We start from the raw sequence: 26,372 nt of genomic DNA, 5'->3' as shown, positions 1-26,372 counted from the left end.
CTGCCGAGAGCATTAACCAATCTATCACATCGCTGAATTACGATACTCGCAATGAAAACATAAACTTTAGGATGCAAAACGGGACATCCTATACGTCGTCAAAATGATGCTGCACATCCACGTTCTTCTCATCATTTCGATTATGGTAGGGAGCTTATGCGCGGTGCTTTGGAATCTCCAGCCAGAGGAGCAGCTTAAACAGACGCAACAAGAAAGGGTATATCGAGCAGCGACGGTCATCTTCCATTAAAGAGGAGTTGGCTAAAAGATGGTGAAAGCAAAGGTCTTTCTTATTTGTCTATTGGTCCTTCTATTGGTTACTTCTGCACTGGGAGCTTACCACTTGTACGCAATGGAAAGGGCGATTGCCCGTGGAATCTATGCTGACTTACTGGATGATATGCAGGACATCGGGTATTTGGAGCCTAAGTTAGCAGATTACTATCTCCTTAAAATGAAAGAATTGGGTTGGGAAGTGACAGGAGATGCGTTTGCTGGGAGCTGGCCTCGAACCGAGAGCGAGCGAGCTCGCAAAGAGCGGCAGGAGGCGATTACCTTGTCGGTTACCATCCAGCCTTCAAAAGTGACCCAATGGCTGCACAAATTTGTGGAGGGGGATACATCCTTTTCCTTTACGGGAAGCCGTCCGTCCGAATACTTTGATCCAGGGTGGTAGTGCATGAATAAAATGATTAGCATTTTGGCTGTAATGGCTATTGTATTGCCTTTGACGGTAGGTTTGCTTCTCACCGGTCCGCAAAATCTCCTTTCGGCATGCACGCAGTTTTTCGGTGATTTGCTCGCTGAAGTAACGCGTTTTGGTACAGGCTAATGGGTCAATTAATCGCTGTGATTCTGAACATTATGGTTATGCTACTCGTTCCATTGGGACTTTTACAGGTACATACGGTTGTTCAGGCCAGAAACGAATTATTGGAAGTGAGCGTGGCCGCTACGAAATACGTCAGCAACCACGGGGGGACGAGTGAAGCCAACTTACAACAAGAGGTTCGGGAATTGATCGCTCGGGAGCTGAGGGAGAAAAAGTTTTCTGTTTCAGAGCAGGATCTGTCTGTCAGTATCACTCGCACTCGTTCACTCGATCCCGTCCTGTGGAGCCACGAAGATGAGTTTGTCGTGGAGCTAGCAATCCCATACCCTCGCTTTACCTCATGGATTCCAATGCCGGCTGATTCCTTGCAAGTCCAAAGAATAGGTACAGTTAACATCATGGACTACGATCTGTAAAAGCTCCCGTTAGGAGGCTATCGTTACGGGTATAAACATCTTATCCATTTCTACAATGCTGTTCTTTTTGCTGGTAGGTATGTTTATTGTAGATGCAGACATCGCCATGCAGAAAAAGACAGAAGTGAAGATACTCCTGGAGTTGTCTAATCATCACGCCACCTTTGCTGTTGATCCTGTATTGAAAACAGAGGGTGTGATTGATCTGCTGGAAGACGAGGCGCTTGAACGTTTTGATGACAGAATGTACGAAAATGGAGGATACCGTCGTGAGCAAGCCTTGTTCGTCCCTCAAGCAGATAGTGTGACCACTGATCCCATTCCTTTCTCACGCTATTATGTGGATTTCCGTTCGTGGCGCAATGACCTCCAATTACGCCTACAGTACAATGGGACGACCCTCGTGACAGAGCGGGCAACGAAAGGTCCAGCTCGTCCGGGAGGCGGAATGCTGCAAATTACCGTAGTAACCGAGCGTGGCGAAGTACTACAGCTCGCACCGAAAATAATGGTCGGTCCATCCCATGTCGTAGTTGCCTACATCGACGAGCGACCGTTTCTGCCGATGCTGCCGTCACATTCGTTTCCAGTCGTATCTGTAGAAGAACTGAAAGATTAGTCAGACTTATTTACAAATTGCGAATTCTTCTGGTACTATGTAGGAAAGTGCTTACCCAGCTTGCGATTGTGAGGAAGTCGCTCTCCGAACATCCCGTTTGCCGGTCCGTTAAGCATAGTAAAAGTGGGGTTATTGATTTGTTTGATAAAGATACCATTTATATCGTAGGCGATGCACAGTCCTCTTCGAACAATCCGATTACACAGCAGTTCAGTGCTTTTTTTATCGGATTGGTTGTCGATACTTCCAACAACAAGATCGTAGATGCGGCCTGTTCCTCCACAGTTCAACTGACGTCTGATTTTGCTCGGTCGATCTTTATCGGTCATTCGATTATGGCGTCTGAGGAAATTGGTGAAGAGATTCGCTTTCGGTATTTTGGATCTTCTCAAAAAACATTGATCGCAGCGTTCAAGGACGCGCAAAAGAAGTACAAACAAGCAGTTTCAACGAGAAATAAAGCCACAGTCACCAAATGAATACACCCGCTGCTTTATTTATTCGTATGCACGGCATACACGTAAGTAAAACCCAGCAAATGCCATGGTTGTGTGCATTTGCTGGGTTTTTTGCTTATCACGATAGGTCAGTTTTTGATGAAAAGGAGGAGAGTCCTTGCTATCTTTTGTTTTCCGCAGATTTATCTCCATGATCGTGACGTTATGGCTCATCATTACCCTCACCTTTTTCCTGATGCATGCCGTTCCAGGATCTCCTTTTGAAAGAGAAGGAAAGGCATTAGACCCAGCGGTGGAAGCTAACCTCAATGCATACTACAACCTAGATAAGCCGCTAGTGGTCCAATACGGGCTGTACTTACAAAAGCTGGTGCAATTTGACCTCGGGCCATCTCTTGCCAACAGTTCAGATACTGTCAACAAAATGATCGCCCGTGGATTCCCCGTTTCTTTTCAACTCGGTCTGATTTCTGTCGTCTTTGCGATTGTCACCGGTATCGCACTTGGTGTGATCGCTGCCCTACGACATAACCGTCTCATTGATTACCTTGCCATGATTATTGCCGTTATCGGGATATCTGTTCCCAGCTTTGTTGTCGCTTCCTTATTAATCAAATATTTGGCGGTCGAATGGAAGCTGTTGCCGACCGCAACATGGGGGACTTGGCAGCATGTGATTATGCCAGCGCTTGCATTGGCGTTTGGTCCGATTGCGATTATCGCTCGTTTGACCCGTACCAACATGCTGGAAGTGTTGACTCAGGAATACATTGAAACAGCTCGAGCAAAAGGGCTGTCTCCGGCGACGATTGTGTTGAAGCACGCACTGCGTAATGCGATTTTGCCTGTCGTCACGCTTTTAGGCGCACTGATTGCCAACGTTTTAACGGGAAGCTTTGTAATCGAAAAAATATTTGCGATTCCTGGAATGGGGAAATATTTCGTCGCTGGCATTAATAACCGTGATTATTCCGTCATTATGGGAACGACAGTTTTCTATAGCGCACTTTTGATTTTTCTGATGTTTGTCGTCGATGTACTGTACGGCATCATTGATCCACGAATTAAGCTGCATCGAAAGGAGAGCGAAGGATGATCGTTTCTGATGATTTATTTATCCCGATGCGTAAAGACAACCTCAATGCGGAAGCGATTGTGCGACCTCAACTGACGTTTTGGCAAGAAGCTTGGCTTCGCCTCCGAGGAAACAAGCTGGCCCTGATGGGGTTAGTGGTTATTATCTTGCTCGGGGTTATGGCTACGATTGGACCGATGATCTCTGGTCATGAATACGCCAAACAGTCGATTATTATGAAAAACAAGCCGCCGTCGGAAGTAAACTGGTTTGGTACCGATGATTTTGGCCGCGATGTGTTCACGCGTGTTTGGTATGGTGCGCGCATTTCCCTGTTTGTCGGTTTGACGGCAGCACTTATCGATTTTTTCATTGGTGTCTTGTATGGAGGAATTGCTGGATATTTTGGCGGGCGAATCGATAATATCATGATGCGCTTCGTCGACATTTTGTACGGTCTTCCTTATTTGTTGGTTGTGATTTTGCTGATGGTCGTCATGGGGCCCGGACTTTTAACCATTATTATCGCGTTAAGTGCGACCGGTTGGATCGGGATGGCCCGGACTGTGCGTGGTCAGGTACTGCAAATGAAAAACTCCGAGTACGTACTGGCTGCAAAAACAATGGGGGCAAAGCCTTTCTACATCATTCGCAAGCACCTGCTGCCCAACACAATTGGCATCATCATTGTCTATGTCACGTTATCTGTTCCATCTGCGATTTTTGCAGAAGCGTTTCTGAGCTTCCTCGGTCTCGGTATTCAGGCGCCAATGGCTAGCTGGGGAGTGATGGCTAACGATGGACTCCCTACCATTTTGTCCGGTCATTGGTGGCGGCTCTTTTTCCCTGCTTTCCTCATCTCGCTGACGATGCTCGCGTTCAACGTGCTTGGTGATGGCTTGCGCGATGCGTTCGATCCGAAGTCAAGGAGGTAGGCAACATGGATAAAACGGAAAAGCTACTGGAAGTCAGTGGGCTTCGGGTCACATTCAAGACGCATGGCGGTGAAGTGAACGCTGTTCGGGACGTGAACTTTACCTTGAACAAAGGGGAGACACTGGCGATTGTTGGAGAATCCGGATGTGGGAAAAGCGTGACTGCAAGGAGTATCATGCGACTAATCCCGGAGCATATCGGAAAAATCGCGGGTGGAAGCATTCATTTTAAAGGGCAGGATCTGGCAAAGCTACCGGAAAAGCAAATGCGTGAGCTGCGTGGGAAAGAAATCTCCATGATCTTTCAAGATGCGATGACGTCGCTCAACCCGACCATCACCATTGGTGAACAGATAATGGAAGGAATCATTCGCCATCAAAAGGTCGCCAGAAGCGAAGCCAAGCGGCAAGCGATTGAAATTCTCAACTTGGTCGGGATCGCCAATCCAGAAAGTCGTCTTAAGCAGTACCTCCATCAGTTCAGTGGCGGGATGCGTCAACGGATCATGATTGCAATTGCGCTAGTCTGTAAGCCGTCCATTCTGATTGCGGATGAGCCTACGACAGCATTGGATGTGACGATTCAGGCGCAAATCATCGAGCTGTTCAAAAGCATTCAGCAAAAGACCGGAGTCTCGATCATTATTATCACGCATGATTTGGGAGTAGTTGCTAAGATTGCGGATCGGGTCAATGTCATGTATGCCGGAAAAGTAGTAGAGTCCGGACCTGTTCGCGACATTTTTTATAATCCGCAGCATCCATACACCAAAGGCTTGCTGGCATCGATGCCTCGTTTGGATGCGGATCGCTCTATTCCGTTGAGTCCCATACCTGGAACACCCCCGGATTTGTTCAGCCCGCCAATTGGCTGTGCATTCGCAGCACGCTGTGACTACGCGTTGGAAGTATGTCGGAATTTCCAGCCTGCGGAGACCCATGTCCATAGCAAACACGCGGTTTCCTGTTGGTTGCAGGACCCGCGGGCGAAGAAGTTGCTGGCGTCGATGCAACCGCCAACGGGAACCTGATTCTTGGCTGTCGAGAGTAGTGGTCAAGCCCGGCTTCATTCGTGTAAAAGAGGGTGTCGTCTGACGGCGCTATCCTTTTACGTCATACAAAAACAAAGAAATAAGGGGGACGAAACAGTGAAAAAACTATCAACATTGTTGCTGTCGGCTACGCTGGGTGTGTCTATGCTCATGGCTGGATGTACATCGGGTCAACCAGCTGCACCGAGTGAGCCTGCACCAGGTAACACGGCTCAGCCAAACGCTCCGACGCCGGGCGATCAAGCGGCAAAGCTTCTGTTGCTGAACAATATTAAGGAACCGACGTCATTGGACCCGCCGATTGGCTTCGATGAGCCGTCTTATAACATTTTGAACAACTTGATGGAAGGCTTGACTCGCCTGGACGAAAATCAAAAGCCTCAACCAGCGGCCGCTTCCGAATGGACAGTCTCTGTAGATGGAAAAACCTACACCTTTACCCTTCGTGACAACAAATGGTCCAATGGTGAACCGGTAAAGGCTCAGGACTTCGAATTCGCGTGGAAACGCATGCTTGATCCTGCACTGGCATCTCCGGCGGCATCCCTCGCGTACATTATTGAGGGAGCGGAGGCATATAACAGCGGTAAAGGACCGGCGGATGGCGTAAAAGTAAAAGCGGTGGACGACAAAACGCTAGAGGTCGTTCTCGCTCAACCAGCATCCTGGACGCTTCTATTGGCATCCAACCCAGCTTTCTTCCCTGTACACAAAGCAACTGTAGAAAAAGATCCGAAATGGGCAGCAGAAGCAGCAAGCTTTGTTGGAAACGGACCATTCAAGCTGACAGAGTGGGCGCATGACAGTGAACTGAAAATGATGAAGAGCGATACGTACTGGGATGCAGCAAATGTAACTCTGCCTGGTGCGGTTTGGAAAATGATTGATGACGAGAATACCGAGTATCAAATGTTTACGAACGAAGAGCTGCACAGAACGACAACTGTTCCTGCGGACATGGCAGACCAATTGTTCAAAGACGGCAAAGTATTCGTGCGTGATGGAGCAGGTACAGAGTTCTATCGTTTCAACGTAACGAAGGAGCCATTCGATAACGCCAATATTCGTAAAGCCTTTAGCTTAGCGATTGACCGTAAGACACTGGTCGACCTGGTGCTGATGCGTCAGCAAAAACCGGGAACAGGCTTCGTATCTTTTGGTTTGCCTGATGCCAACGGTGAAGGACAATTCCGTGAAGTAGGCGGAGAATTGGTGAACTTCAACCCAGATGAAGCGAAGAAGCTCCTGGAACAAGGAATGAAAGAAAAAGGCTACACAAAGCTGCCAGAGGTTACACTCACGTACCGCAGCGGAACGGCTAACGAAAAAACGGCACAAGCCGCGCAAGAAATGTGGAAGCAGACGCTGGGCGTTGATGTGAAGCTGCAAAAAGTAGAAGGAAAAGTTTTGACGGATATGCAAAAGCAATTGCAGTATCAAATTGCTCGTTCTTCCTGGTTGCCTGACTTCGGTGATGCGATCAACTTCCTTGATATTTTCCAATCGAAGGCAGCAAGCAATCGTACGGGCTGGAGCAATGCGCAATTCGACAAGCTGATCCAAGATGCATACAAGGAGCCAGACGATGCGAAACGTCTGAAACTACTGCATGATGCCGAAAAAATCTTGTTGGATGAAGCGCCAATCGCACCGCTGTATTTTTACAACACTTCCTTGCTCTCAAGCGACAAGGTGAGTGGTGTACAAAGCTCTTCACTTAGCTACACAGACCTGAGAAAAGCTGTCGTGAAGTAAGAAAAAATGAGTTGGGAGAAGTCATTTCAGGCGGATGGAATGACTCTCCCCCCTTTTTTGCTAGAATTTTTAATAGTGCTATAATTTAGTATGTCTATTAGAAAAAACACAGCTAAAGAAAGCACGAGTGCTGGAGAAGATGGAGGAAAACATGATTATTCAAGCCATCGAAGTAAAACGAATATCTGTTCCATTGAAAAAGCCTTTTAAAACCGCTTTGCGTACGGTGCATAGTCTGGAATCGATTCTGGTGAAAATCACCTGCGACAACGGTATGGTCGGGTGGGGCGAAGCTTCGGCTACCGTCGTCATTACCGGAGACAGCATCGAGAGCATCGAGTCGGCGATTATGAATACGATGAGACCTCAGCTCATCGGCTTGAATTTGCTTGCCTATGAACGAGTTTTCCAAACCTTGCATCAATCCATGGTAGGAAATACGAGTGCGAAGGCAGCGGTAGACATTGCGTTGTATGATCTCATTTCTCAACGCGCAGGAATGCCGTTGTATCAATTCCTGGGTGGCTACCGTGACCAATTGGAGACTGACTATACCGTCAGTGTGAACTCCCCGAAAGAAATGGGCGAGGATGCGGCTGCCTATCTCAAGCAAGGCTTCAACGTACTGAAAATCAAGGTTGGCAAGGACAATATCGAGGATGACATTTTGCGCATCCAGGAAATTCGCAAATCTGTGGGCAATCAGGTGAAGATTCGTCTTGATGCCAACCAGGGATGGAATGTAAAAGAAGCGGTGCAATCCATTCGCAAAATGGAGGACATGGGTCTTGGCATCGAACTCATTGAGCAGCCTGTAAAAGCGCATGATCTGGAAGGCTTGAAGCGGGTAACAGATTCGGTCGATACGCCAATCATGGCTGACGAGAGTGTGTTTTCACCAGCGCAGGCCTTGCAGGTTTTGCAAAACCGTGCGGCTGACATGATTAATATCAAGCTGATGAAGGCTGGCGGCATTTACAAAGCACAATTGATCAACCAATTGGCTGAAGAGTACGGTATTCCATGCATGGTTGGCAGCATGATCGAATCGCGACTGGCTGTATCAGCAGCAGCTCATTTTGCAGCTAGTAAGAAGAACATCACCCACTTTGATTTTGATGCTCCGTTAATGCTTTTGCACGATGGTATAGAAGGTGGCGTAACGTACGAGGGCCGCTTGATGCGCATGCCAGAAGAGTCTGGGCTCGGTATTCGTTCCGTCAGCTTGTGGGAGGGGGAGAACTAAGATGAAATCTGCCATTGTTTCTGTCTCTGTTGCCACTGTGTGGACCAAGCCGGAGTCGCCGCGTGAAATTGACCAAGTAGCACTCCAATCCCCGGTTGATGCACGAAGCTGGCTCGCTTCCCTTACTGTGGAGGAGAAGCTTGGTTTTTACGACAATAACGCGATTCAAACACAAGCACTGTACGGTACACGCGTAGAGGTAGTCGAGGAGCAAGGGGAATGGTCACAGATTCTGATTCCTGATCAGACTACGAACAAAAACGCAACAGGCTATCCGGGCTGGATTCCGTCTCGCCAGCTAGCACCGTGGTCAGATGCTTTTGAGGTACAGCAAGGCCAAAAGCTGGCGATGATCACGGCGGCGTTTACCCATCTACATACAACGGACAAAAAGCCAGACATGGAGCTTGCGTTTTTGACCAAACTGCCGCTGATTGAGGAAACTGCGGATTGGGTAACGGTAGCGACACCGAACGGCACAGCACTTTTGCCAAAAGCAGACGTCCAAATCGTAAAAGCAAATGAGCCCATCGAGCTTTCCGGTAATCGTGGAAAGGCAATCGTTGAAGCGGGCAAGCGATTCCTCAACCTGCATTATTTATGGGGCGGCATGTCTTCTTACGGGTATGACTGCTCGGGATTTGCGTACAACATGCACCGATCTGTCGGTCTCCAGATTCCGCGTGATGCATCTGATCAGGCAAAAGCCGGACAGCTCGTGGAAAAAGAAGCTTTGCTTCCGGGCGATCTGCTGTTTTTTGCCCATGAAGAGGGGAAAGGCAGAGTCCATCACGTTGGCATTTACATGGGGAATGGCGAAATGATTCATTCTCCGGATTCGCGAAGTGCCATTGAGATCGTCAAGCTGGATGGCTACAAGCTCGAAAAGGAACATTGCGTCTCCAGACGATACTGGTAAACGGATAACGGGGAGGAGTGGCCAGATGCAACGAAAGAAGCTGGTCCAGGTAAAGAACCTGACAAAAACCTTTACGTTGGGTAAAGGGCTCTCACTTACGGCAGCGGACAATGTTTCCTTCGATATATACGAGGGGGAAACGTTTGGACTGGTAGGGGAATCTGGCTGCGGCAAATCGACTACAGGCCGTACAATCATCGGATTGTATCAACCGACGACAGGTGAGATCATTTTTGACGGGCAAAACGTCCATCAGGCATCATCTGCTGAGCGGAGCAAGCTGACACGCCATATGCAAATGATTTTTCAGGACCCGTATGCTTCTCTGAACCCTCGAATGAACATTGCGGAAATCATTTCGGAGGGCCTGCATCTGAATGGGCTATATAAAGGGAAGGAACGAATGAATCGTGTGATTGAGCTGTTGGAGATGGTTGGTTTGCAAAAAGAGCATGCCAACCGTTTCCCGCACGAGTTCAGTGGTGGTCAGCGACAGCGGATAGGGATTGCGCGGGCGCTTGCCGTCAATCCTACCTTCATCATTGCCGATGAGCCGATTTCCGCACTCGATGTTTCGGTTCAGGCACAGGTCGTTAATTTAATGAAGAAATTGCAGCAGGAACAAAAGCTGACGTATTTGTTTATCGCGCATGATTTGGCGATGGTTAAGCACATCAGTGACCGGATTGGCGTCATGTATCTGGGCAATATGGTCGAGATGACCGCCAGTGAAATCCTTTACGATTCACCTAAGCATCCTTACACGCAGGCATTGTTGTCGGCCATTCCTGTCCCCGACCCTGATTTGGAGAAAAGCCGTGAGCGCACCATTATCGAAGGTGACGTTCCCAGCCCGATCAATCCACCTAGCGGCTGTGTGTTCCGTACGCGCTGTCCAGTAGCCAAAGCTGTATGCGCCGAAAAGAAGCCTGTCTGGCAAGAAGTAGACACCAACCACTTCGTCGCCTGTCACTTGTATCAGTAGACTTCCATTTTATCAGAAGATTCGACATTGTCCTTTTGCCATCCTTCGCTAATGGGGATGGCTTTTTCTTCATAAACTTTTAACTCTAACCTATGAAAGGGCTTTCATCAACTGTTTGGAGAGGAGAACTGTTAATATTCTGTTAACTAGCAGGAATCGAACGGGTTTTGTCGAAATACGGATACAGTAAAACATTCCGTGACTCACCTACTTCATCGTGAACTTCATTCCAGAGAAGTGAGGGTTGCATATGACTCTGAGTACCTCCTCGTTCCATTCAACTCCCCGTCGCTGGCGGGAAGTGGAGACACAGTTGGGAATTGTTGTCCCTAGATCACTTCGATCGGACACTTCTGCTCTACTGTTTTTGGAAAGCGTCGCTGCAACACCCATGTTGGACAAAGAAGAAGAGCTTGCTTGCCTGATTCGTTATCAAAGGGATGACGATCTTGAAGCACGTGAAACGATTGTGCGCGCCTATTTACGATACGTAGTTAGTACCGCTTTGCGCCATTTGAAAAGAGGGATGCCGTTCCTGGATTTGATTCAGGAGGGCACCATAGGTTTGTTTACCGCGATTGACAAATTTGATGTGGGACGTGGCGTCCGTCTCTATCATTACTCACACTGGTGGATCTCTCAAGCGATCACCCGTGCCATCAACGACAAAGCAACTTTGATTCGCATTCCTGTCCACATGCATGAGCAGATTCGCCAGTATCAGAAGCAAGTACTACATCTCGTCCATGCTTTGAACCGTACGCCTGATCGGCAGGAGATTGCCGTACTCTTGGATATTCCATTAGAAAAGGTGGAAGCCATTGAACTGGCTTTAATGATGAAGATGGAATCCATCGACGCTGAGCTGGATAGTGAGAAATGGCAGGCTTGGCATGAGGATGAGAGCTTGAGCTACGCAGAAATCATGGATGATGGGTTGTCCTCTCTGGATGACTGGATTGAAAAGGTAGACCTTCGCTCGCAAATGCGCGCAGCGTTGGAGCGACTTAGTCCCCGCGCCCAAGAAATTATCTCCATGCGTTATGGTCTCTATGATGATCAAGTGTATACGCTGGAGGAAGTGGGGAAAATGTTCGGACTTACCCGCGAGCGTATTCGCCAAATTGAAGCGACGACGATTGACCGATTGCGAACGCAAAAAGCTTCACACGTATTAAAAGATTATTTAACCTAACATAGGATTTGATTATTTCGGCCCCTCTTCGTGCAGAGGGGTTTTTTCTGTCAGAAATGGTCGAATTCACAAAGTGTCAGACTCACAGTAGGAGAGGCGTAGTCTTTTTCTCCTTGTGGTAAACTGGTAAGATAGCTTCATGATTTTTTTCGCTATGTAAAGAGGTAGTTTGAAAAGGAGGATCGCTACATGGGCGATTATATGATAAGAGCAACTGGTTTTAATGGGCATGTTCGTGCATTTGCCGCACGCACGACAGAATCTGTCGAAGATATGCGTCGTCGTCACGACATGTGGAATACAGCGACAGCAGCAGCGGGACGTACGCTGACCATTACCTTGATGATGGGGGCTATGTTAAAAGGAAACGAGAGCCTCCATGTCAAAGTAAAAGGAGACGGACCAATCGGGCAGATCATGGCGGAAGCAAACGCACATGGTGAAGGTATCGCTTATGTATCCAACCCGCATGTCCACTTTGAGCTAAACGAAAAAGGCAAGCTCGATGTAGCGCGTGCAGTGGGAACAGACGGGTTTGTGTACGTAACGAAAGATCTCGGTCTCAAGGAGCCGTATCAAGGCAGTTCGCCGATCGTCTCTGGTGAGATTGGGGAAGACTTCACTTATTATTTTGTGATGTCCGAGCAAACGCCTTCAGCAGTAGGTGTGGGTGTATTGGTTAATCCTGAAGACCGTTCTGTTTTGGCGGCGGGTGGATTTATACTTCAACTGTTGCCGAATACGCCTGAAGAGGTTGTGGCAGCAATTGAAGAGCGCCTGGGACAGCTTCCACAGGTTTCTCGCATGATTGGCGAAGGCTTGACTCCTGAAGAGATTTTGGCCCGCGTATTGGATGAGCCAAAAATCCTGAGCCGCACGGAGATTCAATTTAGCTGCAAATGTTCAGCGGATAAGGTTGTTCAGGCACTGATCAGTATGGGACGCGAAGAAATGGAAGGTCTGATTGAGGAACAAGGCGAAGCAGAAGTACACTGTCATTTCTGTAATGAACGTTACCATTATGACAGATCCGCGTTGGAAGACATCCTGAAAGACATGTAAGCGCGGCGTCAAGTAGGGGAGTGTTGGCATGACCAACGTAAAAGGGTTGTGGGCATTCATTGGGGCGCTTGTATTGTTGCTGCTTGCCGTTACCTGGGCATGGTACCAGGCATCAGGCAAGCTGCAGCCTGCCGCCATCGTAGGGGATAAGACGATTAGCAACGATGAGTATGTAACGGCACTGAAACAAAAGTTCGGTAAGCAAGTGCTAAACGACATGATTAATCGGGAAGTCGTTTTTCAAGAGGCGAAGCGATCCGGCATCACAGTTGATCCGAAGCAACTGGAGCAAGAGCTTTCCCAGATTCGCGACAGCTACGGCAGTCGGACAGATAGCGAGTTTGAGGCTGCGTTGTTAAAACAAGCGGGAACGACCGTGGAAGCCCTGAAGCAGGAGATTTCTTACCAAATCCTGCTGCAAACCCTGGCAACGAAAGACATGACCATCAAGGATGAAGAGATATTAAACGTCTACAATAGCCGATCTGACCGTTATACCCGACCGATGCAGATGCGTTTAGGGCAAATCGTCGTGGCTTCCCAAAAAGAAGCAGAACAAGTTTTGGCTGATTTAAAAAACGGGGCCGACTTTCAGACGATTGCCAAAGAGCGTTCGATAGATCCGGATACAGCGGTGAACGGCGGCGATGTAGGCTGGGTTTCCATCAAGGATAATCGATTGCCCGATGAGGCGAAGCCCATAGTAGAAAAGCTGGAGAAAGACAAATATAGCGAAGCGATCAAAATAGAAGATCATTTCGTCATTTACCAACTGACAGAGCGCAGGGAAGCCAGTCGACGGACGTTTGAAGAGGTAAAAGATGAGCTGCGTCGAGAAATCGCATTTGCCCAGGTCGAGTCGCTGGATGTTGTGCTGGAGCGATTGCGAAAATCGGTAGGGGTTCAGATTTCTGGGCAAATGCCTCATTGACCAAATAGGCTACCGTTGATATAATTATGTCAATAAATCCTAGCGTTTTACTCGGTTATTTAAAATAGGAGGGGCAGAACATATGCGCGTGGCTAATTCCATTACCGATTTGATTGGATTTACTCCGCTTGTAAAGCTGAATCGTATTGTCACCGAAGATATTGCAGACATTTACTTGAAGCTGGAGTTCTTCAACCCGGGGAGCAGTGTAAAAGACCGAATTGCGTTGTCGATGATTGAGGCAGCAGAGGCAGATGGAAGTCTGAAACCGGGTGATACCATCATTGAACCTACGAGCGGAAATACCGGTATTGGACTCGCGATGGTTGCTGCTGCAAAAGGATACCGTGCTATTCTGGTTATGCCAGAGACGATGAGTATTGAGCGTCGCAACCTGTTGCGTGCGTATGGTGCGGAGCTGGTTCTTACACCAGGCAGCGAAGGGATGGGCGGAGCAATTCGCAAAGCGGAAGAGCTGGCGAAAGAAGATAGCTCGTATTTCATTCCGCAGCAATTTAAAAATCTGGCAAACCCGGCCATTCATCGTGAGACAACGGGTCGTGAGTTGTTGGACCAAGCGAAGGAAATCGGCGGCGTAGATGCGTTTATTTCCGGTATCGGTACAGGCGGAACGATTACAGGTGTAGGGCAGGTTCTTCGTGAACACTATCCGAATGTACAAATCGTGGCTGTTGAGCCTGCGGCTTCGCCAGTTTTGTCTGGCGGCAAACCAGGTCCACATAAGATCCAAGGTATCGGTGCTGGCTTTGTTCCAGATATTCTCGATACACAAATTTACGACGAGATCATTAAGGTAGAAAACGAGGACGCTTTTGAAACCGCGCGTCGTGTTGCTCGTCAGGAAGGTATTCTCGGCGGGATTTCTTCTGGAGCAGCGATCCATGCGGCTCTGCAAGTAGCAGCGAAGCTCGGCAAAGGCAAAAAAGTGATTGCTGTCATTCCTTCGAATGGGGAGCGTTATTTGTCCACGCCTCTGTATCAGTTCGAAGATTAATGGTAAAAAGATACTGCAAGACCACGGAGCGCTATGTTGGCGACGTGGTCTTTTCTTTTTGTATCAGGCAACTATATAATGAACGGATAAATAGTGAAAACCGGAGCGTGAAGAGGAAGAATGTTCCCTACCTTTGCTGATTGCCAGACGTATGCCTTATCTTACCCGTTAGTTCCCCTTGTCCTGCGTAAACCGTGGCCTTCGACAATTGATCCGTGGCAGGTACTCACAAAACTACAGCCGTCACTACAACATGCTGTCCTGTTGGAAAGTGGACGAGCTGGGAGGTATACCTTTTTGGCATATGAGCCTATCGCTACGCTGCGCAGTCAGCGAGGAGAAACTATCGTTTCGTACCCAGAGGGAAAAATCGAGAGCATAGAGACTCTCAACCCATTGAATGCTTTACGAGAACTGCTCTCTCGTTACCGTACGCCTGCGCTTCCAAGTATGCCAGATTTTGCTGGAGGCGCCGTAGGCTATATCAGCTATGAGATGAACCGCTTTTTTGAGCCTAGCTTGCCACAGATAGCGACTGACGACTTACAGTTGCCAGACCTGTATGTTATGATAATGCAAGACCTTCTTGTCTTTGATCATGAGACCCGAGAGATCATTTGCCTGACGCATTTGAGCGCGGACAATTTGACCGAAGAGAGCTATCGACAAGCAGCACTTCACCTGGAAAAACGCATGGATTCAATTGCTTCATTGACAATGGATCGCGATGAGACAGATTGGGAAGCTTTACGCAAAAGACCGCTTGCCAAGCTAGTGCCAGCGTCAGTATCCTTTGCCAAAGACCAATTCGAGGATGCGGTTCGTCGGGTGCAGGAGTACATCGCCCAGGGGGACGTTTTTCAGGTTAATCTGTCCGTACGGCAAAGTAAGCCGGTGCAGGTGACTGCCCCAGAAGTGTACGATGTGCTTCGCAAGCTGAATCCTTCTCCTTATATGGGCTATCTGAGCTTCCCTGAGTTTCAATTAGTTAGTGCCTCGCCAGAGCTACTTGTAAAGGTAAAAGGCAAGGAAGTGCATACGCGTCCGATTGCCGGTACACGTCCACGTGGATTAACGGACGAGCAAGACGATGCATTGGCACGTGAGCTGATTGACAATGAAAAGGAACGTGCAGAGCATGTCATGCTGGTTGATCTGGAACGCAATGACATGGGCCGTGTCTGTCGCTTTGGCAGTGTGGAGGTCAGCGAATTCATGGTCGTGGAGAAATATTCCCACGTCATGCATATCGTCTCTCACGTCAAAGGAGAGCTGGCAGCAGGCAAGGATGCGCTGGATGCGATCGAAGCGACTTTTCCGGGAGGGACGATCACCGGAGCGCCAAAAGTTCGTACGATGGAAATCATCGAGGAGCTGGAGCCAGTCAAGCGAGGCGTCTATACGGGATCAATCGGCTGGTTTGGCTTCAATGGTGATATCGAGGTCAACATTGCCATCCGCACCATGGTGATTAAGGATGGCGTAGCTCATGTGCAGGCTGGAGCGGGTATCGTGATTGACTCGGTTCCAGAGGCCGAATATGCCGAGTCATTGAAAAAGGCAGAAGCGTTGTGGAAAGCGCTTGAGTTGAGCGAGCAGAGAACGATGAGTTGAGAGGAGACGAGTGTACGATGATTTTGATGATTGATAACTACGATTCCTTTACCTACAATTTGGTGCAGTATGTGGGAGAGCTTGGGGAAGAGCTGCAAGTGTATCGCAATGACAAGATTGCGCTGGAAGAAATCGAACGATTGGCACCGGATTATTTAATGGTGTCTCCAGGACCGTGCACGCCAAATGAAGCGGGGATCAGCATGGATGCGATCCGCCATTTTGCCGGAAAAATTCCGATTTTGGGTGTTTGTTTGGGCCATCAGTCCATTGGACAAGTGTTTGGCGGAAAAGTCATTCGGGCCGAGCGCTTGATGCACGGAAAAACGTCGGAAGTTTTCCATGATGGCAAAACTATCTTTCAGGACATTCCTTCTCCCTTTACGGCGGCACGCTACCATTCCTTGATTATTGAGGAAGCGACCATTCCGAGTGAGCTGGAAGTAACCGCCCGGACAGCCGAAGGCGAAATTATGGCTGTGCGCCATCGGGAGTACCCAATCGAAGGCGTCCAGTTCCACCCTGAATCGATTATTACCGAGCACGGCAAGCAATTGCTGAAGAACTTCCTTACTGCATACGCGCGCCATACGACAGGTTAACACATAGATACGACAGGAAAACCGCCTTTTTACGAGGGCGGTTTTTTATTTACATACTCTTTATATAACATTCATGGTTCCTCGATATACGGCTTGTACAATGAAACCGAAGAAGGCGAAAAAGGAGAGATAGTAAATGGATGTAAATCGTCGACAGTTTTTGACTTATCTCGGTGTAGGGACAGCGGCGTTGGCTTCGGTAGCAACAGGAATTCCTGCCCTGGCAGCTGGTAATACCCTATCAGGAAAAACAGCCGACCATCTGTTTGGTCTCGATACAAAGAAACATAACTTCAATCCGAAATTCAAAGAAATTCATCCGACTACGAAAGACGATGTTGTACTGCCGGACGGCTTCAAATACGATGTAGTGGCTTCCTATGGCGATAAAATCAATGCAGCAGGAGATACCTTCGGGTTCAACAATGACTTTACCTGTTTCCTTCCAATCGAAGGCAAGTCCGATCATGGCCTTTTGTGGGTGAATCACGAATATTTAGGTGAGTTGGAATATTACGTGAATGGCTATGACTATCTGAATGCAGATGCAGATGATAACAAACGTACCCCTGAGCAAATCAAGAAGTACTTGTATGCACTGGGCGGTTCCATTATTGAAATCAAAAAAGAAAATGGAAGCTGGAAGCTTGTTTCTGATTCCGAATATGGCCGTCGGGTGAGCGGACTAACCAAGCATGTGTTGACTGGTCCAGCAGCTTCTATTGCCAAAGAAGTAACCGGAACATTTGCGAACTGCTCTGGTGGCGTGACAATGTGGAATACAATTCTTTCCTGCGAGGAAAACTACATGGACGTCGTCGGTGATTGCAAGCTGCCTGAAGCCGAGCACTATGGCTGGGTTGTTGAGGTAGATCCATTTGATCCGAAATCGACTCCGAAAAAGCATACAGCATTGGGCAGATTCTCCCACGAAAACACGGCAATGGTTCTGGCTCCGTCTGGACAACTGGTCGTCTACATGGGGGATGATGCGAAAGACCAATACGTGTATAAGTATGTATCCAAAGGCAAGTACGATCCGAAGGCAGGGAAAAACAATTCCAAGCTGCTGGAAGAGGGTACACTGTACGTTGCCAACTTCGGTAAGGGCAAGTGGATTGCGTTGGATTTCGCAACAAACGAAGCACTGAAAAAAGCAGTTGATGAAGATGGCAAACCGATGTTTGCTTCTCAGGCTGACGTGCTTCTCAACTGCCGAGATGCATCCAAAGCAGTAGGGGCTACCCCGATGGATCGCCCAGAAGACCTGGAAGTGCATCCGATTGATGGTTCCGTCTTTATTGCCTTGACCAACAACGACAAGCATGGCAATTTCTACGGACAAATCGTTCGTCTGTTCGAAAATGATAACAACCATGCAGGCTTGGAGTTTACGTTTGAGATTTTTGCAGCAGGTGGACCACAAAGCGGTTTTGCGGCGCCAGACAACATGGCTTTCGACAGCGCGGGTAATCTGTGGATCGTGACAGACATCTCGTCCTCGTCGATGAACAGCGGCATTTACAAATCCTTTGGAAACAATGGTGTGTTTTTCATTCCAACAACGGGTAACGGCAAGGGGGAAGCCGCACAATTCGCGTCTGCACCAGTAGGCGCTGAAATGACAGGTCCTTGGTTCACCCCTGATGAAAAAACACTGTTCCTGGCGGTGCAGCATCCAGGTGAAAACCTGAAGTCGTATGACAAACCGACCAGCCACTGGCCTAAAGGCGGAAATGCAGTAGCCATGCCGAGCGTGATTGCTATTACAGGTTTCTAGGACAAGGAGTGTAACAGATTATGCTGTCGAGCATCGGTATTCCTGGATTAATTCTGATCCTGATCATTGCTTTGGTGATTTTCGGGCCGAGTAAACTGCCAGAGATCGGTCGTGCTTTTGGACGAACCTTGACCGAATTTAAAACTGCAGCAAAAGATTTGACCAAAGACGATGATGAAAAAGAGAAGGCTCCAGAAGAAGCGTTGAAACGAATCAACTAATCCAGCCAGAGAGAAGGCGGTGCGTACACGTGACGCACTGCCTTTTTCCGCGCATGAGGAGGAGTTCGAGTGAGCAAAGAGATGCCTATACTTGAGCATGTTACAGACCTGCGCCGCAGAATTTTGATTGTGCTGTCCGTTCTTGTTGTCAGTATGGTTATCTGTTTTTTGTTTGTGGATCATATTTATTTGGCGTTAGCGAATCATTCAGGGGAAAAGCTGGCGATTCTTGGGCCGGGTGATATCCTGTCGATCTATGTAAAGCTGGCCGCAGTCGGTGCACTTGCGATTACAATCCCGGTTGCCGCTTATCAAGTTTGGCGCTTTGTGGTGCCCGCATTGGAAGAAAGAGAGCGAAAAGTGGCGCTCATGTATATCCCGGCTCTATTTCTGCTGTTTATTTTCGGGCTTTCCTTCGCATACTTTGTGCTCTTTCCGATGATGTACAAATTTGTTTTGGGGCTATCCAACGGGAATTTTGAACTGGTCATTACAGCGAACGATTATTTCACCTTCATGCTTAATCTGTGCCTGCCGTTTGGGTTGCTTTTTGAACTGCCGGTTGTCGTTTTGTTTTTGAGCCATTTGGGGATTCTCAACCCGCATCGCTTGGCTAAAATGCGCAAACCTGCCTATTTGGTGCTCGCGATTATCTCGATTACGATTACTCCGCCTGATTTTCTTTCCGATATTATGGTAATTGTGCCACTCATCGTTTTATATGAAATCTCCATTACTATCTCGCGTTTCGTACACGGCAAACGTGTGCAGGAGACAGCGGTTTCTCCGGAAAATATGATATGATGCTCTCGACTATATTATCGGGAGAGAGCGCAGATGCACGTTTATGTTAACGGTACGATTTATCCGGCTCAAGAGGCTACAGTATCGGTATTGGACCACGGTTTTTTGTACGGTATTGGTTTGTTTGAAACGTTACGTGTATACGACCGCAAGCTATTTCTATGGGATGCTCATTACGCCCGGCTTTGTTCCGGGCTTTTTGCGTTGCAGATTCAACCTGCTTGGACAAAGGAAGAGCTGGCTGAAGCCATCTTGATGACCATAGATGCTAACGAGTTGCGAGATGCTTACGTCCGCTTGAGTATTACGGCCGGCTCAGAAGGAGTGGGCTTGGTAGCAGGGGGGTACGAGCGTCCGTCCTTATTCGTATTTGCCAAACCTGTAGCACCTCTGGCAGTACCTCCTCCGCCAAAACGATTGCAGACATTGGCGTTGGCTAGACAAACAGCGGAAGGCCAGCAGCGCTTTAAATCGCACAATTACTTAAACAACGCGCTTGCACGCCAAGAACTCGGCGCCCGTCCCGATGTTGAAGGTCTATTTTTAACGCATGATGGCTTCGTGGCGGAAGGAATTGTGAGCAATGTATTCTGGGTCAAGAACGGCAAGTTGTTTACCCCTTCTATAGATACGGGCATTCTTGATGGTGTGACACGGCGACACGTTTTGACGTTGGCACAGCAATTATCGATGCCTGTCGAAGAAGGGCGATATCGCTTGGAAGATCTGCTCAACGCTGATGAAGTTTTTACGACAAATTCCGTGCAAGAAATCGTTCCGATTACCGAAATTGACGGGCAATCCGTTCCTTCGACATATGGTACATATTCGTGCGAACTGCACCGCGCCTACCGTCAGTCTGTAGCGGCTAGCGAGTAAATTATGGTATGCTACTATTCAATGTGCGAAGACGGAAAAAGGGAGTTTGATCATGAAATACAATTCATTTCGAATCCATGCTGCGACCTTCGCTGAGATGGTATCGGAGCTTGTCAAAAGGGGAGTTCCTGTTCCGGAAGCCGAAGGCATGGCGGAAGCGGGGACGAGCCTAAAGATTCACACGGAAAATATGAGTGTGGCAAAAGCACAGAGTGTGAGAGAGATTATGCACTCTTTTGATGCGGAAGCCATTATTTCAGACCAACCAGGTAATGCCGACAAAAAATACGTGCTGTTGTTGGCTTCACATAAGCAGATGGATTTGGCGTTGGATTATATGAAGACCCAAACAGAAGAACTACGAGCGTTGGCGGCAGAGGTACGGGAAGTTTTAGCTATGCCTGCCAAGCTTCGTGCGCGCCGCGAACTGAACTGTGGCCAGTATGTCCTGCCATTAGGAGAGCGAACGCTAGTCATGGGCATTTTGAATGTGACACCTGATTCATTCTCAGATGGCGGTCGCTATGTCGATGTGGAGGCAGCACTGGCACAAGCGCGTGCGATGGTTGAGGCCGGAGCTGACCTGATTGATATCGGGGGAGAATCGACACGTCCGGGGTCAGAAGTAGTCGATGAGGCGACGGAGCTGGACAGAGTGCTGCCAGTCATTCGGATACTTTCGCAGGAATTGTCTGTTCCGCTGTCCATTGACACATACAAAGCGGCGGTTGCAGAACGGGCTATTTTGGAAGGCGCACATATCATTAATGACGTATGGGGAGCGAAGCGTGACCCACGGATGGCAGAGGTAGCTGCTCGTCTAGATGTGCCCATTATCCTGATGCATAATCGTGAAGACACGGACTATCACGACTTTTTCCCAAACTATATCAAAGACCTGCGTGAGTCAGTACAGATTGCCTTGCAGGCAGGGGTAAAACAGGAGCGAATCATCCTTGATCCGGGGATCGGCTTTGTAAGGACTGTCGAGCAAAATCTCGAAACGATGCGCAGGCTGGATGATCTGGTAGGGCTGGGCTATCCCGTTCTGCTTGCCACCTCACGCAAGCGGATGATCGGTCATGTTCTCGATTTGCCCGTAGATGAACGTGTCGAAGGTACGGCAGCGACAGTTGCCCTCGGGGCGGCAAAAGGCTGTCATATGGTACGGGTGCATGATGTCAAAGAAATGAAGCGCGTGACGAAGATGATGGATGCGATGCTAAGAGGGGGCATTTAACCTTGGATAAAATCTACTTCAATAGCATGTCTTTTTACGGATATCACGGTGTGTTTGGAGCAGAGGCTGAGCTGGGCCAACGTTTTTATGTCGATCTGGAGCTATCGCTCGATTTATCCAAGGCCGGAGCAAGTGACGATCTTCACGATACAGTCAATTACGCCGATATCTTTACTTGTGTGCAAAAAATTGTCGAGGGTGAACGATTTCATCTGGTAGAAAAACTGACTGCTGTGATAGCAGAACGTCTATTGGGGCAATTCCCCTTGCATGAAGTTAAAGCAAAAGTGACCAAGCCGAATCCGCCGATCAATGGGCATTATGAGTCGGTTGCGATTGAGATGATCCGTAGAAGAGAGGATTTTGCTTCATGACAGTTTGTGCGTATTTGGCGCTAGGCTCCAACCTCGGGGATCGGGCACAGAATTTGCGCCGAGCAATACAGAGATTGAACGAGCAGCCTGGAATTCGCGTGCTGCGTGTCTCCTCTGTTTATGAGACTGATCCATTTGGTTACGTCGAACAAGATGCATTTTTGAATATGGCGATCGCTGTGGAAACAGAACAGAGCCCGGATCAACTGCTAGAGACAGCTTTGTCAGTAGAGCGAGAGCTGGGTCGTGTGCGAACGGTTCGATGGGGACCGCGCACGATTGATATTGACTTACTGCTGTACGGGACATCTCGTGTTTCGCAAGACAATCTCATGATTCCTCATCCCGGGCTGAGCGAGCGTGCTTTTGTACTCGTGCCGCTTCGAGACGTTTGGGAAGGCGGCGTTTTACCTGAGCATAACCAGACCATTGATCATTATCTTTCCTTATTGGTAGAAGATCACAAGGGGGTACGTGAGTGGGGAACAATCAACTGGGAAATCGAATCCGGTCCTTCCGAAAGCTAAAAGGGTATACACAACAGTCCCTTTCGGAAAAGATGGGAGTGTCACTGTCGTTTGTTGGATCACTAGAGAGAGGAACTCGTACGCCAACAGAGCCTGTATTACGGAGGATCGCCAGCACTTTACAGGTAGACTACGATGAATTATGTGCTAAAAATAAGTGATGTAATGAAGTTTGGATAGGATTGTCCTCTCCAAGACCCCGACTAAGCGGGAATAAGGAGGCGAAAAATAGATGAAAATCGGTAATATCGAATTAAAGAACAACGTAGTTCTCGCTCCAATGGCAGGTGTTTGTAATCCTGCTTTTCGTCTGATTGCCAAGGAGTTCGGTACTGGCTTGGTTTGCGCTGAGATGGTAAGCGACAAGGGCATCGTGCACGGAAACAAAAAAACGATGGATATGCTGTTTGTCGACGAACGCGAAAAACCACTAAGTTTGCAGATTTTTGGTGGAGACAAGGAAACTTTGGTGAGTGCGGCGAAATATGTAGACCAGCATTCGAATGCGGATATCATTGATATCAACATGGGCTGTCCTGTGCCGAAAATTACGAGCTGCGATGCAGGTGCGCGTCTGTTGCTCGATCCAGATAAAATCTACGAAGTGGTGTCTGCTGTGGTCGATGCGGTCGACAAGCCGGTCACCGTGAAGATGAGATTAGGCTGGGACGAAGATCATCTGTACGTACTGGATAACGCCAAGGCAGTTGAACGTGCAGGCGGCAAAGCGGTTGCTGTTCATGGACGTACCCGCGTACAAATGTACAAAGGGCAAGCGGACTGGGAATGGATCCGTCGCGTGAAGGAAACCGTTTCGATTCCGGTGATTGGTAACGGGGATGTCGCTACTCCTGAGGATGCGAGACGCATGCTGGATACAACGGGCTGTGATGGTGTTATGATTGGACGTGCTGCGCTCGGAAATCCATGGATGTTGTATCGCACCATTCAATACCTGACGACGGGCGAGCTTGGTCCAGAGCCAAACGCACGTGAAAAGATGAATATTTGTTTATTGCATGCAGAGCGTTTAATCGCGCTGAAGGGTCCGAGAGTGGGAGTCCTTGAGATGCGCAAGCACGCGGCGTATTACTTGAAAGGTTTGAAGGGCTCGACGCACACGAAAAATCTCGTGAATGCGGTTGAGACAGAAGAGGAGCTTCGCAGCGTCCTCATGAACTATGTCGACTGGATTGAAAACTACGCAGATGACAGCGAAGAACCGCTGGAAACAGCGCGTGATGAGGCTGTCAGCTACTAAAATTGGTGGTTCATTCCAGACATTGACAAGGGTTCCTTCATATCCTATAATACTCCGTAATATTGGGAGCCGAGCTGCCAGTCCACACTGGCAGCTTTACCTTTGAACCTCACAGGCGATTGCATTCTGCTGTATATTGTATAGAACATCTACATATAATCCTTTGTACTTTACCCAGTATAAATGGAATCATTTTTTAAAACGGGGGAATTGAACCATGTCTGAAAAAGAAGTCATCCTTACACCAGAAGGTTTAACGAAGCTGGAACAAGAGCTTGAAGATTTGAAAACGGTTAAACGCAAGGAAGTAGCTGCTCGTATTAAAGAAGCGATTAGCTTTGGAGATATCAGTGAGAACTCTGAATACGAAGAGGCAAAGAATGAGCAAGCGTTCATCGAAGGCCGCATTCTGACGCTGGAAAAAATGCTGCGCAATGCCCGTATCATCACAAATGAAGATGTAGATACAGGTGTTGTAAGCGTTGGTTCCCGTGTGAAACTGAAAGACCTCGAGTTCGGTGATGTTGTCGATTACACGATTGTAGGTTCTGCTGAATCCGATCCGATGAACAACAAGATTTCCAACGAGTCCCCGGTAGGTCAAGCGCTCCTCGGCAAAGCAAAAGGTGCGATTGTTGACGTGAACGTACCGGCAGGAGTCATTCAGTACGAGATTCTTGATATTAACCTGTAAGCAGTCGATCTATGGCGTACCTTTTGCGAGGTACGCCGTATCGCTATTATAAAAGTCTGTACAAAATTGTTAATGCAGGCATTTTCTAGAGGAGTGAGTGAAATGGCAAACGAGCAAGACCTTCAACAAGAAGAACAGCAACAGGAAGGGCTCCACGAGCTTCTTCAAGTGCGTCACGACAAAATGAATCAATTGCGTGAGTGGGGCTTTGATCCGTTCGGTAAAAAATTCGAGCAAACGCATCACGCTGCAGATATAACGAAAGCTTTTAGTGAAAAGAGCAAGGAAGAGCTGGAAGCGGAAGAGAACGTGGTTACGATTGCAGGCCGCTTGATGGCGAAACGTGGAATGGGTAAGGCGAGCTTTGCTCAACTGCTGGATCGTTCCGGTCAGATTCAAATCTACGTCCGTCAGGATACCGTTGGCGAAGAGCTGAGCAAAGTATTTGATTTGGCTGATATCGGTGACATGATCGGTGTAACTGGTGTTGTTTTCAAAACCAAAACCGGCGAGCTCAGTGTAAAAGCAAAGGAAGTATCCTACCTGACCAAATCACTGCGTCCACTGCCTGAGAAATACCATGGCCTCAAAGATATCGAGACCCGTTACCGTAAGCGTTACGTGGATTTGATTGTGAATCCAGAAGTTCGCGATACGTTCATTACTCGTAGCCGCATTCTTACTTCGATGCGTCGTTATTTGGACAACCTTGGCTATCTGGAAGTAGAAACACCTACACTCCATGCGATTGCCGGTGGTGCATCTGCTCGTCCATTTATCACGCACCACAATGCATTGGATATGCAACTGTATATGCGTATTGCAATTGAGCTGCACTTGAAACGCCTGATTGTCGGTGGTCTGGAAAAGGTATATGAAATCGGTCGCGTTTACCGCAACGAAGGGATCTCTACTCGTCACAACCCTGAGTTCACGATGATTGAGCTGTACGAAGCTTATGCCGACTACCAGGATATCATGAGCCTGACTGAAGAAATGGTTGCTCATATTGCACAGGAAGTATTGGGCACTATGAAAATTCAGTACCAAGGCAATGAGATTGACCTGACACCAAAATGGCGTCGTGTACACATGGTAGATTTGATTAAGGAAAATCTGGGCGTCGATTTCTGGAAGGAAATGAGCGACGATGAAGCGCGTGCTTTGGCAAAAGAGCATGGCGTATCCGTTGAGCCTCACCATACGTTCGGACATGTAGTGAATGAATTCTTTGAGCAAAAGCTGGAGCATACGTTGATTCAGCCTACCTTTGTTTACGGTCATCCTGTGGCAATTTCGCCATTGGCGAAGAAAAATGACCAGGATCCGCGATTCACGGATCGTTTTGAGCTGTTTATCGTAGCTCGTGAGCATGCTAATGCATTTACAGAGCTCAATGATCCAATTGACCAGCGCGAACGTTTTGAAGCACAGCTCTTGGAAAAAGAAGCTGGTAACGACGAAGCGCATGATATGGACGACGATTTCATTGAAGCGCTTGAATATGGTATGCCGCCAACTGGAGGATTAGGAATCGGAATTGACCGCCTGGTAATGCTTTTGACCAACTCTCCTTCTATTCGCGACGTACTGCTGTTCCCACATATGCGCAACCGTGACTAGTCTTGCAGAATAGAACCATCTGAGAAAAACTCAGGTGGTTTTTATTTTTTTACTTGCACTTAAAAAGGTTAAGTGTTATATTAATACCTGTTCTTCTTTTTTACTGAATCGATCACAAAAAAAGATGTGAAAATAGTTCTTGCTTTTCCTTCGGGGTTTGTGATAGATTAATGAGGTCGCTGAAAAACACGTTGAAAAAACTTGTTGACACGACCTGGACAACCTGATAAGATGAAATGGTTGTTGTGAAAATGCTCT

Annotated in this window: 29 protein-coding genes; all 29 read left to right on the top strand. The window is 48.1% G+C overall.

Features of this window, described 5'->3' with window-relative positions; all coding sequences use genetic code 11:
* Positions 1–268 precede the first annotated feature (268 nt).
* The 29 genes from HP568_RS26700 (at position 269) to lysS (ending at position 26,114) form a co-directional block, all read left to right on the top strand.
* On the top strand, positions 269–676 hold the full coding sequence (locus HP568_RS26700) for a hypothetical protein (protein ID WP_048035612.1): 408 nt from the start codon (positions 269–271) through the stop codon (positions 674–676).
* A 3-nt stretch (positions 677–679) separates the two neighbouring features.
* Positions 680–832, top strand: a complete 153-nt coding sequence (locus tag HP568_RS26695) for a hypothetical protein (protein WP_007725191.1) — start codon at positions 680–682, stop codon at positions 830–832.
* Positions 832–1,248 carry a hypothetical protein gene (locus HP568_RS26690; RefSeq protein ID WP_173630684.1) on the top strand — a complete coding sequence of 139 codons (417 nt, stop codon included), beginning with the start codon at positions 832–834 and terminating at the stop codon, positions 1,246–1,248. Before HP568_RS26695 ends, HP568_RS26690 begins: the two co-directional genes overlap by 1 nt.
* Before the next feature lie 55 nt (positions 1,249–1,303).
* Positions 1,304–1,867 (top strand): hypothetical protein, encoded by a 564-nt coding sequence (locus tag HP568_RS26685; RefSeq protein WP_048035614.1) that lies wholly within the window; start codon positions 1,304–1,306, stop codon positions 1,865–1,867.
* A 137-nt stretch (positions 1,868–2,004) separates the two neighbouring features.
* The gene (locus tag HP568_RS26680) at positions 2,005–2,346 is read left to right on the top strand and encodes a DUF3870 domain-containing protein (RefSeq protein ID WP_173630683.1); all 342 of its coding nucleotides are present in this window, start codon (positions 2,005–2,007) and stop codon (positions 2,344–2,346) included.
* Positions 2,347–2,482: 136 nt separating this feature from the next.
* Complete coding sequence (locus HP568_RS26675) at positions 2,483–3,421, top strand: ABC transporter permease (protein WP_048035615.1); 939 nt, start codon at positions 2,483–2,485, stop codon at positions 3,419–3,421.
* A 26-nt stretch (positions 3,422–3,447) separates the two neighbouring features.
* On the top strand, positions 3,448–4,335 hold the full coding sequence (locus tag HP568_RS26670) for an ABC transporter permease (protein ID WP_375154946.1): 888 nt from the start codon (positions 3,448–3,450) through the stop codon (positions 4,333–4,335).
* A 5-nt stretch (positions 4,336–4,340) separates the two neighbouring features.
* Entirely contained in the window at positions 4,341–5,366 is a 1,026-nt protein-coding gene (locus HP568_RS26665) for an ABC transporter ATP-binding protein (RefSeq protein WP_173630682.1), read from the top strand.
* 117 nt (positions 5,367–5,483) lie between these two features.
* On the top strand, positions 5,484–7,142 hold the full coding sequence (locus HP568_RS26660) for a peptide ABC transporter substrate-binding protein (RefSeq protein WP_048035618.1): 1,659 nt from the start codon (positions 5,484–5,486) through the stop codon (positions 7,140–7,142).
* A 151-nt stretch (positions 7,143–7,293) separates the two neighbouring features.
* Positions 7,294–8,388, top strand: a complete 1,095-nt coding sequence (locus HP568_RS26655; protein WP_173630681.1) for a dipeptide epimerase — start codon at positions 7,294–7,296, stop codon at positions 8,386–8,388.
* A gap of 1 nt (position 8,389) precedes the next feature.
* The gene (locus HP568_RS26650) at positions 8,390–9,307 is read left to right on the top strand and encodes a C40 family peptidase (RefSeq protein WP_173630680.1); all 918 of its coding nucleotides are present in this window, start codon (positions 8,390–8,392) and stop codon (positions 9,305–9,307) included.
* A 25-nt stretch (positions 9,308–9,332) separates the two neighbouring features.
* The gene (locus tag HP568_RS26645; RefSeq protein ID WP_173630679.1) at positions 9,333–10,292 is read left to right on the top strand and encodes an ABC transporter ATP-binding protein; all 960 of its coding nucleotides are present in this window, start codon (positions 9,333–9,335) and stop codon (positions 10,290–10,292) included.
* Between the two features lie 250 nt (positions 10,293–10,542).
* Entirely contained in the window at positions 10,543–11,487 is a 945-nt protein-coding gene (locus tag HP568_RS26640; protein WP_007725227.1) for a sigma-70 family RNA polymerase sigma factor, read from the top strand.
* 189 nt (positions 11,488–11,676) lie between these two features.
* On the top strand, positions 11,677–12,549 hold the full coding sequence (gene hslO, locus HP568_RS26635; protein ID WP_048035622.1) for an Hsp33 family molecular chaperone HslO: 873 nt from the start codon (positions 11,677–11,679) through the stop codon (positions 12,547–12,549).
* A gap of 28 nt (positions 12,550–12,577) precedes the next feature.
* Complete coding sequence (locus tag HP568_RS26630) at positions 12,578–13,480, top strand: peptidyl-prolyl cis-trans isomerase (RefSeq protein ID WP_173630678.1); 903 nt, start codon at positions 12,578–12,580, stop codon at positions 13,478–13,480.
* A gap of 82 nt (positions 13,481–13,562) precedes the next feature.
* On the top strand, positions 13,563–14,495 hold the full coding sequence (cysK, locus tag HP568_RS26625) for a cysteine synthase A (protein ID WP_048035624.1): 933 nt from the start codon (positions 13,563–13,565) through the stop codon (positions 14,493–14,495).
* 120 nt (positions 14,496–14,615) lie between these two features.
* Positions 14,616–16,109 carry an anthranilate synthase component I family protein gene (locus HP568_RS26620; RefSeq protein ID WP_173630677.1) on the top strand — a complete coding sequence of 498 codons (1,494 nt, stop codon included), beginning with the start codon at positions 14,616–14,618 and terminating at the stop codon, positions 16,107–16,109.
* Positions 16,110–16,126: 17 nt separating this feature from the next.
* On the top strand, positions 16,127–16,711 hold the full coding sequence (pabA, locus tag HP568_RS26615; RefSeq protein ID WP_173630676.1) for an aminodeoxychorismate/anthranilate synthase component II: 585 nt from the start codon (positions 16,127–16,129) through the stop codon (positions 16,709–16,711).
* 136 nt (positions 16,712–16,847) lie between these two features.
* Positions 16,848–18,491, top strand: coding sequence for a PhoX family protein (locus HP568_RS26610; protein ID WP_173630675.1), 1,644 nt, complete (start codon positions 16,848–16,850; stop codon positions 18,489–18,491).
* 20 nt (positions 18,492–18,511) lie between these two features.
* Positions 18,512–18,712, top strand: a complete 201-nt coding sequence (gene tatA / locus HP568_RS26605) for a twin-arginine translocase TatA/TatE family subunit (protein ID WP_017247013.1) — start codon at positions 18,512–18,514, stop codon at positions 18,710–18,712.
* A 69-nt stretch (positions 18,713–18,781) separates the two neighbouring features.
* Positions 18,782–19,516 carry a twin-arginine translocase subunit TatC gene (tatC, locus tag HP568_RS26600; protein ID WP_048035628.1) on the top strand — a complete coding sequence of 245 codons (735 nt, stop codon included), beginning with the start codon at positions 18,782–18,784 and terminating at the stop codon, positions 19,514–19,516.
* Between the two features lie 33 nt (positions 19,517–19,549).
* Positions 19,550–20,395 carry an aminodeoxychorismate lyase gene (gene pabC / locus HP568_RS26595; RefSeq protein WP_173630674.1) on the top strand — a complete coding sequence of 282 codons (846 nt, stop codon included), beginning with the start codon at positions 19,550–19,552 and terminating at the stop codon, positions 20,393–20,395.
* 52 nt (positions 20,396–20,447) lie between these two features.
* The gene (gene folP / locus HP568_RS26590) at positions 20,448–21,635 is read left to right on the top strand and encodes a dihydropteroate synthase (RefSeq protein WP_173630673.1); all 1,188 of its coding nucleotides are present in this window, start codon (positions 20,448–20,450) and stop codon (positions 21,633–21,635) included.
* Between the two features lie 2 nt (positions 21,636–21,637).
* On the top strand, positions 21,638–22,009 hold the full coding sequence (folB, locus tag HP568_RS26585) for a dihydroneopterin aldolase (RefSeq protein ID WP_173630672.1): 372 nt from the start codon (positions 21,638–21,640) through the stop codon (positions 22,007–22,009).
* On the top strand, positions 22,006–22,536 hold the full coding sequence (gene folK, locus HP568_RS26580; protein ID WP_048035631.1) for a 2-amino-4-hydroxy-6-hydroxymethyldihydropteridine diphosphokinase: 531 nt from the start codon (positions 22,006–22,008) through the stop codon (positions 22,534–22,536). The genes folB and folK overlap by 4 nt, the downstream gene beginning before the upstream one ends.
* Positions 22,488–22,697 carry a helix-turn-helix domain-containing protein gene (locus HP568_RS26575; protein WP_173630671.1) on the top strand — a complete coding sequence of 70 codons (210 nt, stop codon included), beginning with the start codon at positions 22,488–22,490 and terminating at the stop codon, positions 22,695–22,697. The genes folK and HP568_RS26575 overlap by 49 nt, the downstream gene beginning before the upstream one ends.
* A gap of 71 nt (positions 22,698–22,768) precedes the next feature.
* A complete protein-coding gene (gene dusB / locus HP568_RS26570) occupies positions 22,769–23,797 on the top strand; it encodes a tRNA dihydrouridine synthase DusB (protein WP_048035632.1) in 1,029 nt (342 codons plus the stop codon).
* 217 nt (positions 23,798–24,014) lie between these two features.
* Positions 24,015–24,491, top strand: a complete 477-nt coding sequence (gene greA / locus HP568_RS26565) for a transcription elongation factor GreA (protein WP_047074771.1) — start codon at positions 24,015–24,017, stop codon at positions 24,489–24,491.
* Positions 24,492–24,593: 102 nt separating this feature from the next.
* Positions 24,594–26,114, top strand: a complete 1,521-nt coding sequence (gene lysS / locus HP568_RS26560) for a lysine--tRNA ligase (RefSeq protein ID WP_048035633.1) — start codon at positions 24,594–24,596, stop codon at positions 26,112–26,114.
* Positions 26,115–26,372: the final 258 nt, after the last annotated feature.

This window comes from Brevibacillus sp. MS2.2 (assembly GCF_013284345.1).
GTDB lineage: Bacteria > Bacillota > Bacilli > Brevibacillales > Brevibacillaceae > Brevibacillus > Brevibacillus brevis_C.
The sequence above is the reverse complement of the archived record's forward strand: the minus strand, read 5'-3'. Positions and strand labels throughout refer to the sequence as shown.

Bases quoted from the DNA above. Each gene is read 5' to 3' on its own strand.
- HP568_RS26700 (WP_048035612.1), top strand. From the start codon at position 269: ATGGTGAAAGCAAAGGTCTTTCTTATTTGTCTATTGGTCCTTCTATTG.
- HP568_RS26695 (WP_007725191.1), top strand. From the start codon at position 680: ATGAATAAAATGATTAGCATTTTGGCTGTAATGGCTATTGTATTGCCT.
- HP568_RS26690 (WP_173630684.1), top strand. From the start codon at position 832: ATGGGTCAATTAATCGCTGTGATTCTGAACATTATGGTTATGCTACTC.
- HP568_RS26685 (WP_048035614.1), top strand. From the start codon at position 1,304: ATGCTGTTCTTTTTGCTGGTAGGTATGTTTATTGTAGATGCAGACATC.
- HP568_RS26670 (WP_375154946.1), top strand. From the start codon at position 3,448: ATGCGTAAAGACAACCTCAATGCGGAAGCGATTGTGCGACCTCAACTG.
- HP568_RS26665 (WP_173630682.1), top strand. From the start codon at position 4,341: ATGGATAAAACGGAAAAGCTACTGGAAGTCAGTGGGCTTCGGGTCACA.
- HP568_RS26655 (WP_173630681.1), top strand. From the start codon at position 7,294: ATGATTATTCAAGCCATCGAAGTAAAACGAATATCTGTTCCATTGAAA.
- HP568_RS26650 (WP_173630680.1), top strand. From the start codon at position 8,390: ATGAAATCTGCCATTGTTTCTGTCTCTGTTGCCACTGTGTGGACCAAG.
- HP568_RS26645 (WP_173630679.1), top strand. From the start codon at position 9,333: ATGCAACGAAAGAAGCTGGTCCAGGTAAAGAACCTGACAAAAACCTTT.
- HP568_RS26640 (WP_007725227.1), top strand. From the start codon at position 10,543: ATGACTCTGAGTACCTCCTCGTTCCATTCAACTCCCCGTCGCTGGCGG.
- hslO (WP_048035622.1), top strand. From the start codon at position 11,677: ATGGGCGATTATATGATAAGAGCAACTGGTTTTAATGGGCATGTTCGT.
- HP568_RS26630 (WP_173630678.1), top strand. From the start codon at position 12,578: ATGACCAACGTAAAAGGGTTGTGGGCATTCATTGGGGCGCTTGTATTG.
- cysK (WP_048035624.1), top strand. From the start codon at position 13,563: ATGCGCGTGGCTAATTCCATTACCGATTTGATTGGATTTACTCCGCTT.
- HP568_RS26620 (WP_173630677.1), top strand. From the start codon at position 14,616: ATGTTCCCTACCTTTGCTGATTGCCAGACGTATGCCTTATCTTACCCG.
- pabA (WP_173630676.1), top strand. From the start codon at position 16,127: ATGATTTTGATGATTGATAACTACGATTCCTTTACCTACAATTTGGTG.
- HP568_RS26610 (WP_173630675.1), top strand. From the start codon at position 16,848: ATGGATGTAAATCGTCGACAGTTTTTGACTTATCTCGGTGTAGGGACA.
- tatA (WP_017247013.1), top strand. From the start codon at position 18,512: ATGCTGTCGAGCATCGGTATTCCTGGATTAATTCTGATCCTGATCATT.
- pabC (WP_173630674.1), top strand. From the start codon at position 19,550: ATGCACGTTTATGTTAACGGTACGATTTATCCGGCTCAAGAGGCTACA.
- folP (WP_173630673.1), top strand. From the start codon at position 20,448: ATGAAATACAATTCATTTCGAATCCATGCTGCGACCTTCGCTGAGATG.
- folK (WP_048035631.1), top strand. From the start codon at position 22,006: ATGACAGTTTGTGCGTATTTGGCGCTAGGCTCCAACCTCGGGGATCGG.
- dusB (WP_048035632.1), top strand. From the start codon at position 22,769: ATGAAAATCGGTAATATCGAATTAAAGAACAACGTAGTTCTCGCTCCA.
- greA (WP_047074771.1), top strand. From the start codon at position 24,015: ATGTCTGAAAAAGAAGTCATCCTTACACCAGAAGGTTTAACGAAGCTG.
- lysS (WP_048035633.1), top strand. From the start codon at position 24,594: ATGGCAAACGAGCAAGACCTTCAACAAGAAGAACAGCAACAGGAAGGG.